18 protein-coding genes and 1 pseudogene are annotated in these 18,655 nt (G+C 72.2%); 7 read left to right on the top strand and 12 right to left on the bottom strand.

Translation table 11 applies throughout. The features are described from left to right. The first annotated feature begins 46 nt into the window (after positions 1-46). Entirely contained in the window at positions 47-688 is a 642-nt protein-coding gene (locus ACIBTS_RS00545) for a TetR/AcrR family transcriptional regulator (protein ID WP_399315683.1), read from the top strand. A 34-nt stretch (positions 689-722) separates the two neighbouring features. Continuing rightward, positions 723-1,445 carry an ArsR/SmtB family transcription factor gene (locus ACIBTS_RS00540; RefSeq protein ID WP_399315682.1) on the top strand — a complete coding sequence of 241 codons (723 nt, stop codon included), beginning with the start codon at positions 723-725 and terminating at the stop codon, positions 1,443-1,445. Between the two features lie 94 nt (positions 1,446-1,539). Here the strand turns inward: ACIBTS_RS00540 and ACIBTS_RS00535 are convergent, their stop codons facing one another. From ACIBTS_RS00535 to ACIBTS_RS00495, 9 genes and pseudogenes are all read right to left on the bottom strand, one after another. Then, positions 1,540-1,893 carry a hypothetical protein gene (locus ACIBTS_RS00535; RefSeq protein ID WP_399315947.1) on the bottom strand — a complete coding sequence of 118 codons (354 nt, stop codon included), beginning with the start codon at positions 1,891-1,893 and terminating at the stop codon, positions 1,540-1,542. A 26-nt stretch (positions 1,894-1,919) separates the two neighbouring features. Next, positions 1,920-2,063, bottom strand: a pseudogene (locus tag ACIBTS_RS00530) (sugar ABC transporter ATP-binding protein); the annotation flags it as partial. A gap of 192 nt (positions 2,064-2,255) precedes the next feature. Beyond that, on the bottom strand, positions 2,256-2,975 hold the full coding sequence (locus ACIBTS_RS00525) for a class F sortase (protein ID WP_399315681.1): 720 nt from the start codon (positions 2,973-2,975) through the stop codon (positions 2,256-2,258). After that, positions 2,962-3,720, bottom strand: a complete 759-nt coding sequence (locus tag ACIBTS_RS00520) for a hypothetical protein (RefSeq protein ID WP_399315680.1) — start codon at positions 3,718-3,720, stop codon at positions 2,962-2,964. Before ACIBTS_RS00520 ends, ACIBTS_RS00525 begins: the two co-directional genes overlap by 14 nt. A gap of 104 nt (positions 3,721-3,824) precedes the next feature. Continuing rightward, positions 3,825-5,117, bottom strand: coding sequence for an MFS transporter (locus ACIBTS_RS00515; protein WP_399315679.1), 1,293 nt, complete (start codon positions 5,115-5,117; stop codon positions 3,825-3,827). Positions 5,118-5,145: 28 nt separating this feature from the next. Then, positions 5,146-6,576: a CitMHS family transporter gene (locus ACIBTS_RS00510; RefSeq protein ID WP_399315678.1), complete on the bottom strand. Its 1,431-nt coding sequence runs from the start codon at positions 6,574-6,576 to the stop codon at positions 5,146-5,148. A 124-nt stretch (positions 6,577-6,700) separates the two neighbouring features. Next, a complete protein-coding gene (locus ACIBTS_RS00505; RefSeq protein ID WP_399315677.1) occupies positions 6,701-8,941 on the bottom strand; it encodes a molybdopterin oxidoreductase family protein in 2,241 nt (746 codons plus the stop codon). A gap of 83 nt (positions 8,942-9,024) precedes the next feature. Then, positions 9,025-9,645 carry a TetR family transcriptional regulator gene (locus ACIBTS_RS00500; protein ID WP_399315676.1) on the bottom strand — a complete coding sequence of 207 codons (621 nt, stop codon included), beginning with the start codon at positions 9,643-9,645 and terminating at the stop codon, positions 9,025-9,027. Between the two features lie 64 nt (positions 9,646-9,709). Beyond that, a complete protein-coding gene (locus ACIBTS_RS00495) occupies positions 9,710-10,294 on the bottom strand; it encodes a hypothetical protein (RefSeq protein WP_399315675.1) in 585 nt (194 codons plus the stop codon). Between the two features lie 183 nt (positions 10,295-10,477). On the opposite strand from ACIBTS_RS00495, the gene hmgA reads away from it, so the two are divergent. Genes hmgA through ACIBTS_RS00475 form a run of 4 tightly spaced genes read left to right on the top strand, consistent with a single transcriptional unit; the run spans position 10,478 to position 15,057 of the window. Continuing rightward, positions 10,478-11,818, top strand: a complete 1,341-nt coding sequence (gene hmgA / locus ACIBTS_RS00490; RefSeq protein ID WP_319670251.1) for a homogentisate 1,2-dioxygenase — start codon at positions 10,478-10,480, stop codon at positions 11,816-11,818. Positions 11,819-11,844: 26 nt separating this feature from the next. Further along, complete coding sequence (locus ACIBTS_RS00485) at positions 11,845-12,594, top strand: GntR family transcriptional regulator (protein WP_399315674.1); 750 nt, start codon at positions 11,845-11,847, stop codon at positions 12,592-12,594. A gap of 26 nt (positions 12,595-12,620) precedes the next feature. After that, positions 12,621-13,793 carry a type ISP restriction/modification enzyme gene (locus tag ACIBTS_RS00480; RefSeq protein ID WP_399315673.1) on the top strand — a complete coding sequence of 391 codons (1,173 nt, stop codon included), beginning with the start codon at positions 12,621-12,623 and terminating at the stop codon, positions 13,791-13,793. A gap of 19 nt (positions 13,794-13,812) precedes the next feature. Beyond that, complete coding sequence (locus ACIBTS_RS00475; protein WP_399315930.1) at positions 13,813-15,057, top strand: CaiB/BaiF CoA transferase family protein; 1,245 nt, start codon at positions 13,813-13,815, stop codon at positions 15,055-15,057. Positions 15,058-15,121: 64 nt separating this feature from the next. Here the strand turns inward: ACIBTS_RS00475 and ACIBTS_RS00470 are convergent, their stop codons facing one another. The 3 genes from ACIBTS_RS00470 to ACIBTS_RS00460 all read right to left on the bottom strand — a co-directional run bounded on the left by ACIBTS_RS00470 (position 15,122) and on the right by ACIBTS_RS00460 (position 16,917). After that, on the bottom strand, positions 15,122-15,403 hold the full coding sequence (locus ACIBTS_RS00470) for a hypothetical protein (RefSeq protein ID WP_079663280.1): 282 nt from the start codon (positions 15,401-15,403) through the stop codon (positions 15,122-15,124). 126 nt (positions 15,404-15,529) lie between these two features. Further along, positions 15,530-16,378: an anti-sigma factor domain-containing protein gene (locus ACIBTS_RS00465; RefSeq protein WP_399315672.1), complete on the bottom strand. Its 849-nt coding sequence runs from the start codon at positions 16,376-16,378 to the stop codon at positions 15,530-15,532. Next, entirely contained in the window at positions 16,375-16,917 is a 543-nt protein-coding gene (locus tag ACIBTS_RS00460) for a sigma-70 family RNA polymerase sigma factor (RefSeq protein WP_399315671.1), read from the bottom strand. The genes ACIBTS_RS00465 and ACIBTS_RS00460 overlap by 4 nt, the downstream gene beginning before the upstream one ends. 209 nt (positions 16,918-17,126) lie before the next feature. Between ACIBTS_RS00460 and ACIBTS_RS00455 the strand changes: the two genes are divergently transcribed. Further along, complete coding sequence (locus ACIBTS_RS00455) at positions 17,127-18,635, top strand: DUF4331 domain-containing protein (protein WP_319670247.1); 1,509 nt, start codon at positions 17,127-17,129, stop codon at positions 18,633-18,635. Positions 18,636-18,655 lie beyond the last annotated feature (20 nt).

The following is an 18,655-nucleotide window of genomic DNA, read 5'->3' as shown; positions in this document are numbered from 1 at the left end:
AAATTAGCACTGCTAGTTTCTGCTGCGCAGCCCTACTATGAGCGCCATGGCCCGACCGCGCAAGCCCCTCCTCAGCACCGACCGGATCGTCGAGACCGCACGGACGCTCGTGGACGCGGAGGGCCTGGCCGCCGTCTCCACACGCCGACTGGCCGCCGAACTGGGGGTGAGCGGGCCCTCGTTGTACAACCACTTCCGCACGAAGGACGAGATCCTGGAGGCCGTCGCCGACTCGGTGAGCGCGCAGGTCGACCTGTCGATGTTCGAGGACGACCGAGCATGGCGGACCGCGCTGCACGACTGGGCCGTCTCCTACCGGGCGGCCCTGCGCGACCACCCCAACATCGTCCCGGTGCTCGCCCAGGGGCCCGGCCGCCGTCCCGCCGGACTGCGCCTCGCCGACGCGGTGTACGGCGCGATGGTCCGCGCCGGATGGCCGCCCGCTCAGGCCACGTCCATCGGCGCACTGATGCGTTACTTCGTCATGGGCTCGGCGCTCGGCTCGTTCGCCGGGGGCTTCGTCGACGACAGCACCGCCTACGACCCCGCCGACTACCCCCACCTGGGACAGGCCCACCTGCTCGCCGAACAGCAGGAGAAGATCGACGAACGGGCGTTCGAGACAGGCCTCACGGCGCTCCTCGACGGGCTCGCACAGCAGTACGAGCAGGTGCGTCGGACCAGCTGAGACACTTCGGCCGGCGCCGAACTGTCCGTGCCCCATGCTGAGACGCATGACCTCCAGAGACCCTCGGGCGACCCGGCTGGCGCGGCTCGCCGGGCTGATCGCCGACGAGACGCGGGCCGCGTGTCTGCTGGCGCTGCTCGACGGGCGGGCCTGGACCGCGAGTGAGCTGGCGCGGCACGCGGGGGTCGCCGCGTCGACGCTGAGCGAGCACCTGGGCAAGCTCGTCGCGGGCGGACTGCTCGTCGAGGAACGGCAGGGCCGGCACCGGTACGTACGCCTCGCCGACGCCCGGGCCGCACAGCTGGTGGAGGACCTGGCCGCGCAGGTGGCCCCGGGGGATGTCGTACGGCCGCGCGGTCTGCGGGAGTCGAGCGCCGGTTCGGCGATGGCCCGCGGCCGCACCTGCTACGACCATCTGGCCGGGCGGCTCGGCATCGCGGTCACCGACGCGCTGACCGCGCGCGGGCTGCTGCGCCAGGACACCGGGTTCGCGATCACGGAGGAGGGGCTCGGCTGGTTCGACGCGGCCGGTATCGCCCTCGACCGCGGGAGCCGCCGGCCGCTCGCCCGGGCCTGCCTCGACTGGACCGAGCGCCGCCCCCACCTGGCGGGCGCCGCAGGCGCGGCCCTGTGCCGGCACGCCCTCGACACGGGGTGGTGCGTGCGCATCGGCTCGGAGCGGGCCGTGAAGGTGACTCCGTCGGGAAAGCGGGCGCTGGGAGAGCTGCTGGGCATCGACGCGGTCGCCCTGCGCTGAACTGTGCCGGGTCACCGGGCAGGCGCAGGTGAGGTGCCCGCAGTGCCGGTCCGAAATCCGCGAGCCCCGGCTTCGCCGGGTCGGAGTTGCCCTGTCAGCGGCCCCGGCACCTCGCCAGCACCAGCCACGACATCAGGACGACCAGCGCGGGCACCGCGTACGCCGCCGGGATGTCCTCCAGGCCGATGCGTTCGGCCACCAGGGCGCTCAGGTCGAGATCGCCGATGGTGCGGCCCTCGGGGGTCGCGGGCGGCGCGTCCTGCTCCGTCGGCTCGTCCAGGACCACGACCGGGCCGGCCCGCAGGCTGCCCGCCCGGTCGCGCCGCGACACCGCCACCCCCGCCAGACACAGCGCCCCGCCCGCCAGGGCCGGCGCGGCGGCCGTACCACGGTCGTCGGCATCGGCGGCAAGGACCAGCGGACGCAGCCGGAGAGGGTGCGGCCCCAATGGAGTCGCGGCCGGTCATGTTCGGGTAGAGCGCGAAGTTCTCCGCAGCCGGAGGGTCCCAGCAGGACCAGGAACTCGCCGGGCGCGATGTCCAGCGGCAGCCGGTCCACCACCCGGACGCCGCGGGCGTGAACCTTGCTGACGTCGTGCAGGGAGATGGCGCGTGTCATGAAAGGTGTCCCCACGAGGCTTGTGAGTCACGGAAGTCAACGGACTGTACGCGGTCGGGGGAGGAAATGAGGCCGGATCGGACGCTTCCGCCCTTGGGGCGAGAAACCGGACTGTCTGATTCGACGGGCGCCGGACCCCGGGCCCGGCGTCGGCCGGGCCGGTGGGGGCAGCGGGGACGGTCCGGCGCCCGGTCAGCGGGTCGCCGTCAGATGGGCGAAGACGACGACGTTGCTGGTGTATCCCGTGGCCCGTCGGAAGAGGCCGCCGCAGGTGAGTACGCGCAGCTCGGGGCGTTTGCTCGGGCCGTACACCTCCTTGTCGGGGAAGGTGTCCTTGTCGAAGACCCGCACCCGGTCGACGGTGTAGACGGCGGTGCGGCCGTCGGCCCGCCGGGCCTCGATCCGGGCGCCCCGGGGCACGCGCGCGAGGCCGGCGAAAACCGCGGGGCCGGTCTTGGTGTCGCGGTGTCCGACGACGACGGCGGTACCCCGCTCCCCCGGGGTCGGGCCGCCCGCGTACCAGCCGACGAGCTTGGGCTTGTCGAGCGGCGGGGTGCCGAGGTGCCGGTCGGGGCCGAGCCGCAGGGGCACGATCGGCGCGTCGATGCCCAGGGACGGCACGCGCAGGGTGGTCGCCGGGGACCGGGGCAGCGGGCGCGGAGACGACTTGGGGCGCTCGGCCGGCTTCTCGCCCGCGTCGCGGCCCTCTTCGTCCGCGCCGTCCCCGGGGGCCGAGTCGCCGGGCGTCCCGTCGGACGCCGCCGCGCCGGCCCGGGCCGGTGCGACCGGTGCGTCGGGCCCGCCGCACCGGACCCCGACCGTCACCAGGACGACCGCGAGCACGGCCGTCCTGGTGAGGCGAAAGGCACGGGTCCGGTGCCAGGGCCTGCGTGCGCGCCTACGCGGCGCCATGGTTGCGCCGGCGGATCAGTCGGAAGTACGCGACCGAGCCCACGGCCATCAGCCCGACGGCCGCGGCGCCGGCCAGCGGGGTGAAGGAGGCGGAGGTGTCGGCGAGGCCGCCGCCGCCGGCGTGGACGCCGCCCTCGGGGCCGCCCTTCTCACCGCTCCAGGTGGCGCCGCCCTGCTGACGGTCGTCCTGGCCCCGGCCGCTCTGGCCGCCGCCCTGGCTGTTCGGGCCCACGGCCTGACGGCCGTCGTCCGTGATCGGACGGTTCGGGCCCTGGTTCGGGTCGTGCTTGATTCCGTCGGACCGGTTCTCCCTGCAGTTGATCTTGAAGACCTTCACCTTGGGCGAGGGCACCACGGGCGCGCCCGGGGCGGCGGCGATGCTCCACTCGAGCGTGTACGACCCTTCGGCCAGCCCCAGCGTGTCGGTGTGCCCGGCGCCGTCGGTCAGGGCGATGTTGCCGGTCACCGTGGCGGTGTCGGGCGCCGGGGGCCGCGCCTTGATGGTGTAGGCGACGGTGGTCAGCTCGCCGAAGTTGGCGGCGTCGAGGTAGAACCGGCAGGCCACCGGGTCGTCCTTGGAGACGCCGGGCGGTACCTGCTCACGGTGGATTCTGATGTCGCCTGCCTCCCCCACGGCCACGGCGGTCGGTGCCGAGAGGCAGGTGAATCCGGCCGCGGCGAGCACCGTGAGAGCCGTGACGCCGAGGCGGGAGCCGAGGGCGGGCGGGAGCGTCGAGCTGGACATGCGCATTCCTCCGAGTCAGGACGATTTTCATACAAATCGTTCTTGGTACCTGACTCTCTTTCACATCGACGCTGCCGACTGTGGGAGGGCCGCCCGACGCGCCGTCAGAGATCGCTCGACCGGCGCAACCCCGACCGGCACAGCCCCGACCGGCGCAACCCCGGCCGGGGCCGCCGCCCGGGCCGCCGGTCGCCGTCCCCTCCGCCGTCCCCTCCGCCCTCCCCTCCCGGATCCCCCGGCGAGCGCAGCGCCACCCCCGACGACAGCAGCAACAGCGCCCCCAGCATCACGAACGGCGCGGCCACGCCCGCGACCCCGGCCACCAGACCGGCGGCACCGGGCGCGGCGACCTGGCCGAGCCGGTTGCCGGTGAGCCGCAGCGCGAGGGCGGTGGACCGGGCCCCGTCCGGGGCCGCCTGGACGACCGTCGTCATGGACAGCGGCTGCCCGACGCCGAGGCAGAACCCGAGCACCGCGAGGATCGCCCCGAGCGCCCAGACCGGCACCGGCAGCGCGATCCCCGCGCAGAGCAGGGCCGCCAGCAGACAGGTCACGGTGAGCAGCAGCGTCCGGCCCAGCAGCCGCAGCAGCGGGGTGAGGACCAGCCGGCAGGCTATGGAGGCGGCCGCGCGGACGCTGAGCAGGACGCCGACGACCGACGGCGCGATGCCCCGGTGTTCGCCGACCACCGGCAGATAGGCGGTGAGGATGTCGGTCGCGGACAGCACGGAGAGGCTGATCAGGATGCCGGCGGGGACGCCCCGCGTGTGCAGGATGCGTCCGACGGGGATGCGATCGCCTTGCGCCGTACGGGACTTGGAGGTGGTGTCGCGGTGCTCGATGCGCCACAGCGAGGTGAACGCGACCGCGCAGCCCGCCCCCGCGACGAGCAGGGCGAGCGCGCTGCTGCCCGCCATGTCGTCGCCCCCGATCAGCGCTCCGGCCGCGATGGGGCCGACCAGTTGGCCGAGGGACGCGCCGATGGTGAAGTGGCCGAAGTTGCGGTCCTGTTCGTGCGGCGCGGACTGGCGGGCGACGAGCGACTGGGAGCCGATGACGAAGCAGAGGTGGCCGAGTCCCATCACCCCGCTCCACAGCGCCATCGCCCCCAGGGAGCCCGCGAGACCGCTCAGCACACAGCCGCCGGAGATGAGCACCACGCCGACGGGCAGCAGGGGCGCGCAGCGGCCGTGGTCGGTGCGGCGGCCGAGCGGGACGGCGGCGAAGAGCGGAAGCAGCGCGTACACGCCCGCGATGACGCCGATCGCCCGCTCGTCCGCGCCGAGAGCGAGGGCCCGGTAGGAGACGGCGGGCCTGGCCATCGACACCGCCCCCTGCGCGAAGCCGAAGGCGATGACGAGACGGAGCAGCCAGCCGCGGTTCCTGCCGGGCCTCACGAGTTCCTCCAGTTGCTCGGCGGACGGGTCAGATGATCCCGAACAGCAGGCCTGCGCCGAGGATCACCAGGCAGGTCAGCGCCGCCCACTTGACCACGAACCGCGTGTGGTCGCCGAACTCGACCTTCGCCATGCCGACGAGCACGTAGACGGCCGGGACCAGCGGGCTCGACATGTGCAGGGGCTGGCCGACGAGCGAGGCGCGGGCCATCTCCAGCGGCGTGACTCCGTGGGCTGCGCCGGCCTCGGCGAGGACCGGCAGGACACCGAAGTAGAAGCCGTCGTTCGACATGAAGTAGGTGAGCGGGAGGCTCAGGACGCCGGTGACGATCGCCATGTGCGGGCCCATGCCGTCCGGGATGTTGTCCACCATCCACTTGGCCATGTGGTCGACCATGCCAGTGCCCTTGAGCACACCGGTGAAGACGGCGGCGGCGAAGACCATGCCGGAGACGTTCAGGGCGTTGTCGGCGTGGGCGGCGAGCCGGGCCCGCTGGTCCGGGATCCGGGGGAAGTTGACGGTGAGGGCGAGCGCGGCGCCGAGCAGGAACAGCACCGGGATCGGCAGCCACTCCATGATCATGGCGGTCAGCAGCGCCACCGTGAGCAGCGCGTTGAACCAGTACAGCTTGGGACGCAGGGTGGCGCGGTGCGGGTCGAGGCCCTGGAAGCCGTCGTCGGGCTCGTCGTCGTCGCCGAGGGCGGCGGCGCCGGAACCGGCGGCCGGGGCGGCGCCCTTGGCGGCGCCGGAGCCGCCGGACCCGCCGGCGCCCACGAGGACGGTCTCGGTCCGCTCGGCCTTCTCCTCGGCCTTCTCCTCGACGAGGACCTCGTCCAGCGTCAGCACGCCGAGCCGGGTGCGCTCGCGGCGGCCGAGGACGTAGGACAGGGCGAACACGAAGAGCAGGCCCACGGCGAGGGCCGGGATCATCGGCACGAAGATGTCGCCGGCGTCCAGCTTCAGCGCGGTGGCGGCGCGGGCGGTCGGGCCGCCCCAGGGCAGCGTGTTCATCACGCCGTTGGCCATGGCGGCCACACCGGTCATCACGACCAGGCTCATCTTCAGGCGCTTGTACAGCGGGTACATCGCCGAGACGGTGATCATGAAGGTGGTGGAGCCGTCGCCGTCGAGGGAGACGATCGCGGCAAGCAGCGCCGTGCCGACGACGATGCGGAGCGGGTCGGCCTTGCAGAACTTCAGAATGCCCCGAACGATCGGGTCGAAGAGGCCGACATCGATCATCACACCGAAGTAGACGATCGCGAACATGAGCATCGCCGCCGTCGGGGCGAGGCTGGTGACGCCGTCGATGACGTAGTCACCGAGCCTCGCGCCCTTCCCGACGAAGACGCAGAACAGTGCCGGGATCAGCACGAGCGCCGCGATCGGCGACATCTTCTTCAGCATGATCAGGACCAGGAAGGTCGCGATCATGGCGAAGCCGAGGATAGTCAACATGAGTGGATACCTAACGTTCGCCCTTGAACATCCCACCTGGGGGTCGGCGGTGCGTTGACGTTAGGTCTGTTCAAACGGTGTTAACAAGACATTGATGCGCGAGCAATAAGCGCAAAACTCCAGGTCACGGCTTTGTGATGATCGCCGAGACCTCGATGGGCACACCGTTGAGGACCGCGTTGCCCGACAGCGGGTCCAGCAGAGTGCCGTCGAGGAGCTGGTTGACGTTGACTCCGGGGTCGGCGGCGGCATGGCTCAGCCGGGTGCCGGGCCGGTCGTGGCCCCAGCCGTGCGGCAGGCTCACCACACCCCGCCGCACGCCGTCGGTGACCTCGGCGGGCGCGACCACCTCGCCCCCGGCGCCCTTCACCCGCACCCGCGACCCGTTCTCGACGCCCAGCCGCTCGGCGTCCTCGGGATGGATGTGCAGGGTGCAGCGGTTGGTGCCGCCGGTGAGGGCGGGGACGTTGTGCATCCAGCTGTTGTTGGACCGCAGATGGCGCCGCCCGACGAGGACGAGCCCGTCCGGCCGCCGCCGCAGCCCCTCGCGCAGGCGCGGGAGATCGTCGACGATCGGCCGCGGGAGCAGCTCGATGCGCCCGCTGCGCGTCTTCAACGGCTGCGGCAGCCGGGGCTGAAGCGCTCCGAGGTCGATGCCGTGCGGGTGCTCCAGCAGCTCGGTGAGGCTCAGCCCGTCGGGGCGGGCGCCGAAGCCGTCGCCGTAGGGGCCGAGGCGCAGCATCATGTCGAGGCGGCGCTCGGGGCCGCTGACGCCGGTGAGCAGGGCGGCGAGTTCCTTCGGGTCGCGGCCGTGCACGGGTGAGTGCGCTTCCTTGACGGCCTTGCCGAGGGTCTGGCCGATGACCAGGTCGTCGACGGCGGCCGGGTCGGCGCCGTGCATCCCGGTGGCGGCCAGGGTCAGCCGGGCGAGGATCTCGGTCTCGGCCATCCGGCCGGGCTCCAGCGGGACGGCCGGACGGTTGTAGCGGACCTGGTTGCGCACGGCGAGGGTGTTGAAGGCGAAGTCGTGGTGCGGGCTCTGCGAGGGCGGCGGCGGGGGCAGCACGACGTCGGCGTGACGCGAGGTCTCGTTCAGATACGGGTCGACGCTGACCATGAAGTCGAGGGAGTCGAGCGCCTTGTCGAGCCGGTCGCCGTCCGGGGCGGACAGCACGGGGTTGGCGGCGACCGCGACGAGCGCGCGGATCGGCTCGCCCTCCTCGGTCGCGGTGTCGATCTCCTCGGCGAGCGCGGACAGCGGCAACTCGCCCTTCGCCTCGGGGTGCCGGCTGACCCGGGAGTGCCAGCGCGCGAGCTGGAAGCCGTGGCCGGGCCCGGCCGGGCGGGGGGTGCGGTCGGTGGCGGCCTGTGGGAAGAGCGCGCCGCCGGGCCGGTCCAGGTTGCCGGTGAGGATGTTGAGGACGTCGACGAGCCAGCTGGCGAGGGTGCCGTACGGGACCGTGCAGCTGCCGATGCGGCCGTAGACGGCGGCGGTGGGGGCGGCGGCGAGTTCGCGGGCGAGAGCGCGGATGAGCGGGGCCTCCACGTCGCAGGCGGCCGCGACCGCTTCGGGAGTGAACTCCCGTACGGCTTCGGCGAGTTCGTCAAGGCCTTCGAGGTGCGGGGTCAACTCGCCGGGCGCGACGAGGAGTTCCTCGAACAGCACCTGTGCCATGGCGGCGAGGAGCAGTGCGTCCGTGCCCGGTCGAATCTCGATGTGGCGGTCGGCGAGCTTCGCGGTGCGGGTGCGGCGCGGGTCGATGACGGTGAGGGTGCCGCCGCGGGCCTTGAGCGCCTTGAGCTTGCCGGGGAAGTCGGGGGCGGTACACAGACTCCCGTTGGATTCCAGGGGGTTGGCGCCGATGAGCAGGAGGTGGTCGGTGTGGTCGAGGTCCGGCACCGGGATCGCGTTCGCATCGCCGAAGAGCAGCCCGCTGGAGACGTGCTTGGGCATCTGGTCGACCGTGGAGGCGGTGAACAGGCTGCGGGTGCCGAGGCCCGCGATCAGGACGGGCGGGTAGAGCGCGCCGGCCATCGTGTGCACGTTGGGGTTGCCCAGGACGACGCCGACGGAGTTGGGCCCGTAGCGCTCGACCACCGGGCGGATCCCGGCGGCCACCGCGTCGAAGGCCTCCTCCCAGGTGGCCTCGCGCAGCTCCCCGTCCCGGCGTACGAGGGGTGTCCGCAGCCGGTCGGGGTCGCTGTCGACGGCACCGAAGGAGGCGCCCTTGGGGCAGATGAAGCCCTTGCTGAAGACGTCCTCCCGGTCGCCGCGGGCGCCGGTGACCGTCGTCCCCTCGATGGTGAGGGTCAGCCCGCAGGTGGCCTCGCACAGGGGACAGATTCGCAGGGCGGTGCGGGACACGGGTCCTCCTGGGGGCGGCGTTGCCTTCTCCCGGTGAGCATACCGACCGGTATGAACGAGGGGGAGGGGGTCGGCCGCGTCCGTCAGTCCAGGGTCCGCGCCAGATACGCCCGCAGCAGCTCCCGCGTCTCGTCGATCACCTTCGCGTCGCCCTCCGGATCCACCCGGAAGGCCAGGTGGACGAGGGTGTCCGCGGTCTCCACGGCGATCAGGAAGGTGCGGCGCAGATCGTCGTCCACCTCGCGGCCGAGGTAGCCGGAGAGCAACTCGGTGAGGCGGTCGGCGACCCGGTGGTTGGGTTCGGTGTGCCGGGCGCCGACCGGGATCTGGTTGCCGAAGTCGACGAGGGAGAAGCCGGGCGCGGTGCGCTTCATGGCCAGGTACTCGTCCAGCACGGCGTCCATCGCGGCCCGCCAGTCCGCCCCGCTCCCGGCCTCCTTCAGGCGGTCGGTGACGCGCTCGGAGTAGCGCTCCAGGTTGCGCTGCGCGAGCGCGTCGGCCATCTGCCGCTTGTTGCCGAAGAAGCGGTAGACGGAGCCGATGGGGACACCGGCGCGCTCGGCGACGGCGCGGGTGCTCAGGGCGTCGTAGCCGACCTCGTCCAGCAGGTCGGCGCAGGCGTCGAGGATTCTGGTCAGCCGTTCGGCGCTGCGCCGCTGCACGGGCGCACGACGAAGCGATGTCGCTTGGGGCACGGACTTCATGATGCCTTTCCGCCGCTGCCTGGTGAACCTCGCCCCCGGGTACGGAGAAAGATGCCTGATGCACTCACGGCGACGGCGATCCGGTCCGGGACCCGGTCGGCGATCCGGTCCGGGATCCGGTCGGCGACCCGGTCGGGGACCCGGCGGGCGACGGCTCCGACTCCGTGACGTCCGCCGTGGCCTGCACCGGCTTGCCGCCCACCGCCCACACCGTGCCGTCGTCCGCGTAGAGGCGGGCGGTGACCTCGTGCGTGCCGTGCGGGAGGAAGCCGGCCGGGATGCGGTACGCCGGGCCCCGCAGGTCGGCGACCTGCCGGTCGTCGACGTAGAGCCGGGCGATGCCGCGGCCGGTGGCCGCCTTCTGCGGCGCCCCGGCGGGCGAGAAGCGGAAATGGGCCAGTTTCAGGCGCACGTCCCAGCCGCCGTCGGCGTCCGGCTGGACCTCCACGCCGACCTCGGGCGCCCCCTTCTTCGCGACCTCGCGGTAGTGGCGCCCGTCGTCGTCCGTGTGGTCCAGCACCTTGCCCACGGGCGAGGGCGACGCCACGGTCCCCGGCTCGTGGGCACCACTGGAGCCGCAGCCCACGGATCCGGTCAGCAGCAGGACACAGACCGCGAGCGCGGCGGGGAGGGCACGCGTCCACGACATGCTCGGGACACTAGAGCACCCGTCCGACACGCGGATCCCCCTGGAGTCTGGTTCTGGCCGTGCCGTGATCGTCCTCCAAGAGGAGGACCCGAGGAGGATCGGCGGATGACCGACGGCCCCCTTGCATCCGTGAAAACGCAATCCTACGGTGATGCATAGGAATCAGCGCGCAAGGGAGCGACGATGAGCAGCGGGGACGCACGCAAGACGGCCGAGGGGCTGACCTACCTCTGCGGGTTCGGCAACGAGCACGCCTCCGAGGCCGCCCCCGGCGCCCTGCCCGAGGGCCGCAACTCGCCGCAGCGCGCCCCGCTCGGCCTGTACGCGGAGCAGCTCAGCGGCACCGCGTTCACCGAGCCGCGCGCCCACAACCGCCGCTCGTGGCTGTACCGGATCCGCCCGTCGGCCGCGCACCCGGCGTTCGCCCGGCTCGGCGACGGCGCGCTGCGCACCGGGCCGTTCACGCAGACGGTCCCCGACCCGAACCGGCTGCGCTGGGATCCCCTGCCCGAGCCGTCCGCCGGCACGGACTTCCTGGCCGGAATGTGGACCCTCGGCGGCAACGGCGACGCCGCCCAGCGCACCGGCATGGCCGTGCACCTGTACCACGCGAACGCCTCGATGGACCGCGTCTTCGGCGACGCCGACGGCGAGCTGCTGATCGTCCCCGAGCGGGGCGGGCTGCTGCTGCGCACGGAGTTCGGGCTGCTACACGCCGAGCCCGGCGAGGTGGCGCTGATCCCGCGCGGGGTCCGCTTCCGCGTCGACCTCCTTGACGCCTCGGCCCGCGGTTACGTCTGCGAGAACTACGGCGCCCCGTTCCGTCTCCCCGAGCTCGGCCCGATCGGCGCCAACGGCCTCGCCGGCGCCCGCGACTTCCGGGCGCCCGTCGCCGCGTACGAGGACGTCGAGGGCCCGGTGGAGGTCGTCAACAAGTTCTGCGGCCACCTCTGGGGCGCGACCTACGGCCACTCCCCGCTCGACGTCGTCGCCTGGCACGGCACCCATGTGCCGTACGTGTACGACCTGCGCCGCTTCAACGTCATCGGGTCCATCTCGCACGACCACCCCGACCCGTCGATCTTCACGGTGCTGACGTCCCCGTCCGACACCCCCGGCCTCGCCGGCGTGGACTTCGTGGTCTTCGCCCCCCGCTGGCTGGTCGGCGAGGACACCTTCCGGCCGCCGTACTTCCACCGGAACGTGATGAGCGAGTACATGGGCCTGATCGAGGGCGCCTACGACGCCAAGACGGCCGGAAAGGGAGGCTTCGTGCCGGGCGGCGGCTCGCTGCACAACATGATGTCGGCGCACGGCCCGGACCGGGAGACGTTCGACCGGGCGAGCACCGCCGAGCTGAAGCCGCAGAAGATCGACGACGGGCTGGCGTTCATGTTCGAGACGCGCTGGCCGCTCACCCTCACCCCGCAGGCGGCCCGTGCGGACCATCTGCAACCGCGCTACGACGACGTCTGGCAGGGCCTCGAACGCCACTTCCGTCCGTCCGACAGCACATTGCACTGAACGGTGCCGACCGGTACGGATAGCCCGTGACCTCCTTCGCCCCGGACTCGATCGTCCTCACCCGCAAGCTGCCGCTCTGGTACCAGGTGTCGCAGTCGCTGCGCGCCTCGATACTCGGCCGCTCGCCCCGGGATCCGCTCCGGCTGCCCACCGAGGAGCAGTTGGCGGGGCACTACGGGGTGAGCGTGCTGACCATGCGGCAGGCACTGAAGGAACTGGAAGCCGAGGGACTGATCACCCGGCACCGGCGGCGCGGCACGTTCATCGAGCCGACCGCGCAGCGCGGCGCCCCGGTCCGGCTGCTCGGCTCGGTCGACGCGATCGTGGCCCAGCAGTCCGGCATGGCGACGCAGCTCCTCGCACACGGCCGCGCGGCCGTCCCCGCCGAGGTCGCCGAGCACTTCCCGGACCTCGCCGAGGTGGCGACATATCACCGCCTCAGAAGCGACGAGGAGACCGGCGAGCCCACCAACCACGCCCGCAACTACGTCCGTCCCGAACTCGCCGACCGCATCGACCCCGACGACCTGGTCCGCTGGCCCATGACGAAGGTGCTGCGGGACGTCGTGGGCGCCGACATCAGCCGGATCACGGACACGCTCGAGGCCCGGCTCGCGGACCCGGAGACCGCCCGGCTGCTGCGGGTCCCGCTGCTGAGCCCGATCCTGCACTACACGGGCGTCACCTACGACGCGGCCGGGCGGGTCCTGGACGCGGCCGTCATCCACTACCGCGGCGACCGTTTCTCCTTCACGGTCACCCTCGACGCGACGTGACCCGCCCTCCGGGGAGCCGTCGTACCATGCCACGCGTGACGCACGACGACGCTCCGCCGCTGGCGGACCTCATGCCGTGGTCCGTCGCACCGCCGCGGCTCGGCCGGGGGTGGCCGACGGCGCCCGATCCGACGTCCCTGAAGGCCCGCTGGGACACCCTGGTGAAGGCCGAGGGCGACGAGCGCGAGGCCCTGTTCGAGCCGACCCGCGCCCGCACCCTGCACACCGCGGTCGGGCAGCTCCCGGGCCGGGCCGGCGGCGGCACGGAGCGGCTCGTCCGCGCCTTCGGCCCCTGCCCGGAGCCCGTACGGGTGCTGGCGGCGCCCTTCGACGAGCAGTGGCTCATCCCCGACCACCGGCTGATCGACGCGGCCCGCCCGGAGCTCTGGCGGGTGGCGGACGACGCACAGGTGTTCGTGGTCGAGACGCCCCAGAGTCCCGGGTGGCCGCTGCTCGCGACCTCCCTGCTTCCCCTCCTGCGCCCGGGCCGCGTCCGCCCGCTGTACCGGCGGCCGGGCGGCAGGGAGCCGAACCTGGCGCCGGGCCTGCTGGACCGGCTCGGGCGGCGGCTCGGCCACTCCCCCGATCCGGTGGACTTCCTGGCGTGGACCCTGAGCGCCGTCCGCCCCGATCTCACCGTCCCGCTCACCGGGGACCGCGAACTCTGGGCGCGTGGCGTCGAGTCGGGCCACCGCGCACTGTGGCTGCTGCGCCGGGACGGCGAGCGCCCCAAGCTGCCCGGCGGCCGCCGCCCCTACGTCCGCGCCCCGCTCCCGGCCCGCCCTCTCGCCCTGCACTACGACCGCGACGAGGAAGCCCTCCACCTGGACGAGGGCCGGGTCTCCCCGGTCCCGCCCGAGGCCTGGGACTTCGAGACGGACACGGGCGAGCGGGTCCTGGAGCGGTGGTTCACGGCGCGGACCGCGCAGGAGGCCGAGCCGGGCACGCTGGCCGCGATCCGCCCGGCGACCTGGCAGCAGTCGTGGACCTCCGAACTCCTGGAGCTCATCACGGTGTTGACGCTGCTGGCGGACGTCGGCGCGCGACGCGAGGAGTTGGAGACGGCGGAGACGGACGCGGTCACGGCGGCGGAGCTGCGCGCGTCGGGCGTTCTGCCGGTCCCGGACTCGGCACGCCGCCCGGCGACGGTCCTGGACCACCACGAGGAGGGCCCGGAGGGTCAGTTCGCGCTGATCTAGCATCCACCCCATGGACCCCATGGACCAGCTCCCGCCACCCGCATCGGCTCCCCAGCCGTCTCCTCAGCCGTCTCCCCTGCCGCTGCCCCTGGAGGGCCTCACTGTCGTGGCCGTCGAGCAGGCCGTCGCGGCGCCGTTCGCCACCCGGCAGCTCGCCGATCTCGGGGCGCGGGTGATCAAGGTCGAGCGGATCGACGGCGGTGACTTCGCCCGCGGCTACGACACCGCCGCCGGCGGTCTCGCCTCGCACTTCGTGTGGTGCAACCGCGGCAAGGAGTCCCTCGCCCTGGATCTCAAGGACCCACGGGGCCTGGACGTCGTACGGCGGCTGGTCGCGGACGCGGACGTGTTCGTGCAGAACCTCGCGCGGGGGGCGGCGGCCCGCCTCGGTCTGGACGCGGCCACCCTGTGCGCGGCGCACCCGCGGCTGGTCGCCGTGGACATCTCCGGGTACGGGGCGAGCGGGCCGTACGCGGACAAGCGGGCCTACGACATGCTCGTGCAGTGCGAGGCGGGGCTGGTGTCGGTGACCGGGACGCCCGAGCAGCCGGTGAAGGCAGGGATCCCGGCGGCGGACATCGCGGCGGCCATGTACGCCTTCTCGGGCGTCCTGGCGGCGCTGGTGCGGCGGGGCACGACCGGGCGGGGCGGTCCGGTGGAGGTGTCGATGCTGGACGCGCTCGCGGAGTGGCTGGGGCATCCGCTGCACCATGCGATGCACGGGGGCACTCCCCCGGCCCGCACCGGTCTCGCACACGCCGTGATCGCGCCCTACGACGCCTACTTCACCGCCGACGGCGGGCGGGTGCTGCTGTCCGTGCAGAACGACCGGGAGTGGCGGCGGCTGGCCGAACAGGTCGTCGGACGGCCCGAGTTGGGAACGGATCCGGCATATGCGACGAACGCGGCACGGGTGGCGAACCGGGAGCTCACGGACGCACTGGTGGCGTCGGCACTGGTCGCGCTGGGCGCGGACGAGGCGCTGGCGCGGCTGGAGGGCGCGGGGATCGCGTGCGCACGCCTGAGGGATCTGCACGAGCTGGCGGAGCATCCACAGCTGGCGGCCCGTGAGCGGTGGCGGGAGGTGGGGACGCCGGTCGGGCCGTTGCGGGCGCTGCTGCCCCCGATCACGCTGCCGGGCGGGGAGGAGGCACGCATGGGGGACGTGCCCGCGCTCGGGGAGCACACCGAAGCAGTGCTGCGTGCCGTGGGGATGACGGACGAGGAGATCGCAGCGCTGCGCCGGGACGGTGTGGCCGCCTGAGCGCGGGACTCAGTACGTTCGGTGCGTTCAGTACACGTTCAGTACATGAGGACGTGCCGGCCGGTCAGTGCTTGTTGCCGCCGAACAGGGAGCGGCGCAGTCGGCGCAGGGGTGCGAAGAGCGAGACGCGGCTCACCCGTGCCCGCGTCGCCTTGGGGCCACGGTCACGCACGGGCTCACGCGCGGTCAGCTCCCGCATGAGCGAGGTCGCCTCGACCGTCTCCCGCTGTGGTATGGCGGGGCCCGCCAGTACCGAGAGATGGCGGTCCAGGCGCGAACTGGTCGCGCTGCTCCCGCAGGTGATCGCAGGGACCCTCGCCCTGCTGCGCATCGTTATCTGTTCCATGTCACTCCCCACCCGTACGAGTCCACCCGGCCCGGGCAGGGTAACCCTATCGCCCCGTCGAGGCACACATGTATCGAGCTCACAGGATTCACCTTCCCCATAAGGGGGTTGACGACTCCTCTCCGATCACTCTCCGAATCCGACCGATTTCAGGGTGAGTTGGACAACCGGCTGCGTGGTGGGCTGTGGCGATCCCCCGTCGGGCTCGACGGTGACAGCGAGTGACGTCGCCGCCCTGTCGAGACCGGTGGCGACCAAGGGCGTGTCGCCGTCGAAGAGCCCGAGGGAGCGTGGTTGCGCGCCAGGGCGCATGAGCCACAGCTGATGCACCTGCCCGGTGGGCAGGCCCCCGTATCCGCTCAAGGTGACGACCGCCTGCGCCTCCGAAGCGGAGGCGATCACTCCGATACTGCGGCCCCGGGCGTCCTTGCCGGTACTCGCCCGCGCGTCCGGAGCTGCGAGAACGTGGGCGATCTCACGTGACTGGGCGCGCTCGGCGTCCAACTGGCCCTGCGTCCGGCCGACCTGGACGGCGAAGAGGGAGGCGACGACGAGGGCCGCGGCGGCGGTGGCGGTGGCGAGCGGCGCGAAGAGCCGACGGCGCGCACGAGGCGCTCCCCCACGGTTGAACGCGTGGGAGGAACCCCCGGAGCGTTTGGGCGGCGGCTGCGTGCCCCAGACGTGCGGGGGCAGTTGGGGCGAGTGCTCCCGCACCGGCGCCCGCGAGGTCTCCTGTGGGGTTCTCTGGACGGCGGCCAGCACCCGGTCGCGCATCGCGGCCGGCGGCGGCGCGGCCTGGGACCAGGCGAGCCGGACGGCGTCCTCGGCCAGTGTCCGTACCTCGGCGGAGCAACGGTCGCAGCCCTTCAGGTGCTTCTCGAACCGGCGGCGCTCGTCGGCGTCGAGGGCGTCGAGCGCGTAGGGAGCGGCCAGCGAGTGCACATCCTCGCGGCGAAACAGGCCGAGCACACTCATGCGGCCCCTCCCAGGCACTCGCGCAGTCGCGTGAGCCCGTCACGCATCCGTGTCTTCACCGTGCCGAGCGGCAGCGAGAGCTGGTCGGCCACTTCACGGTACGTGTAGCCGTCGTAGTAGGCGAGCGTGACGGACTGCCGCTGAAGCGCCGTCAGCCGGCCCAGGCAGCGGCGCACCAACTGGCGTTCCAGGCCCGCCTCGACCTCTTCCGCCACCTGGTCGAAGGCGGGGTCGTGGTAGCGCCGGCCTTCGCGCTGCTCGCGGTCGACGGCCGCGCGGGCGCTGCGTACCCGGTCGACGGCACGGCGGTGGGCGAGGGTGAGGATCCAGGAGAGGGCGCTGCCGCGGTTCGGGTCGAAGCGGGCGGCGGAGCGCCAGGCCTCCAGGAGCACCTCCTGGGCGACCTCCTCCGACTGCGCGGGATCCCTGACGACCCGGCGCACGAGCCCGAACACGGGCCCGGACACCAGCGCGTAGAGCTGTTCGAATGCATACTGGTCGCCTCGCGCCACGAGCACCAGAAGCTCGTCCGCCTCCATCCGGTCCCCCTCTCTGCGGCCGCCGCACCCGGGCCGCCCCGTCACACCAGGCATTCGCAACGAACACACCTCCGGTGGGTGGTACGGATCAGCGGGCCCGAAACGCGGGTGAGCAGGAAAGAAAAAGTTTTTTGGTTTCGACCAATCCGAACCCGCCCTCCGCTCCGTATCTCTGTCCGTCAGGCAAGTTGGCACAGAGGACGGACGGCATGACAGCTATCTCGCGGAGCGGCAACGGACGCAGGAGCGTCGCGACCCTCATATGCGGTGCGTTGGCCGCCGGGGGGCTCGCAGCCGCCGGCGCCGCCACGCTGGCTCCGGGGGCGGCCTACGCCTCCAGCCACCGTGAGGCCCCTCTCATCTCGGGGACCCCGCAGTACGACAACTCGGACCTCTACGCGTTCGTCAGCCCGGACCACCCGGACACGACGACCATCATCGCGAACGTCATCCCCTTCGAGGAGCCCGGCGGAGGCCCGAACTTCTACCAGTTCGCCGAGGACGCCCAGTACGACGTCCGCATCGACAACAACGGTGACGCCAAGGAAGACCTGATCTTCCGCTACACCTTCAAGACGAACGTCAAGAACCGGAAGTCGTTCCTCTACAACACCGGCGTGGTCGACAGCCTGCAAGACCCCGACCTGAACGTCACGCAGACCTACGACCTGGAGCTGATCAAGCTCAAGAAGGGCAAGGTCGAGCACGAGACCAAGCTCGCGGACGACGTGCCGGTGGCGCCGTCCAACGTGGGCAAGGCCTCGATGCCGAAGTACTCGAAGCTGCGCGACGAGGCGATCTACAAGCTGTCCAACGGCTCGAAGACGTTCGCCGGCCAGGCCGACGACCCGTTCTTCGCCGACCTGCGCGTCTTCGACCTGCTGTACGGCGGTGACCTCTCCGAGGTCGGCAACGACACCCTCAAGGGCTACAACGTCAACACGATCGCCCTTCAGGTGCCGAACGACCTGATCGCCGAGTCGAAGCACCAGCCGATCGTCGGCATCTGGTCGACCACCCAGCGCGAGAACGCCGAGGGCTACTACACGCAGGTCTCGCGGCTGGGCAACCCGCTGGTCAACGAGGTCGTCAACCCGATCAAGGACAAGGACAAGTTCAACGCGTCCAAGCCCAAGGACGACGGCCAGTTCCTGAAGAACGTCACCAACCCCGAGCTGCCGAAGCTCATCGAGGCGATCTACAAGATCAAGGCGCCGAAGGAGCCGCGCAACGACCTCGTCGACGTGTTCCTGAAGGGCGTCAAGGGCCTCAACCAGCCGCCGTACGTGACGCCTTCGGAGGAACTGCGCCTCAACACCTCCATCAAGCCCACCGCCAGCCCCAAGCGGCTCGGTGTCCTCGACGGTGACAACGCGGGCTTCCCGAACGGCCGCCGCCTCACCGACGACGTGATCGACGCCTCGCTGCAGGTCGTCGAGGGCGAGCTGGTCGGTTCCAAGAACGACCTGGGCGACGCGGTCGACAAGAACGACAAGTACTTCGAGAAGTACTTCCCCTACATCGCCCTGCCGACCGAGGGTTCGCGCGGCGCGACCGCCAAGGGCGGCGCCGACGTCAAGAGCCAGCTCGGTGACGCCCTCACGGGCTCCGACGACAACACCACGCTGATCGCGTCCTCCGCGGGCGCCGGCGCGGCGGGCATCCTCCTCATCGGCGGTGGGCTGATGTGGTGGCGCGGGCGGCGGCGGGCCTACTAGGCCCTCCCGCGAGACGGGCC

The sequence above is a fragment of the Streptomyces sp. NPDC050121 genome, assembly GCF_044460385.1.
GTDB lineage: Bacteria > Actinomycetota > Actinomycetes > Streptomycetales > Streptomycetaceae > Streptomyces > Streptomyces soliscabiei.
The sequence above is the reverse complement of the archived record's forward strand: the minus strand, read 5'-3'. Positions and strand labels throughout refer to the sequence as shown.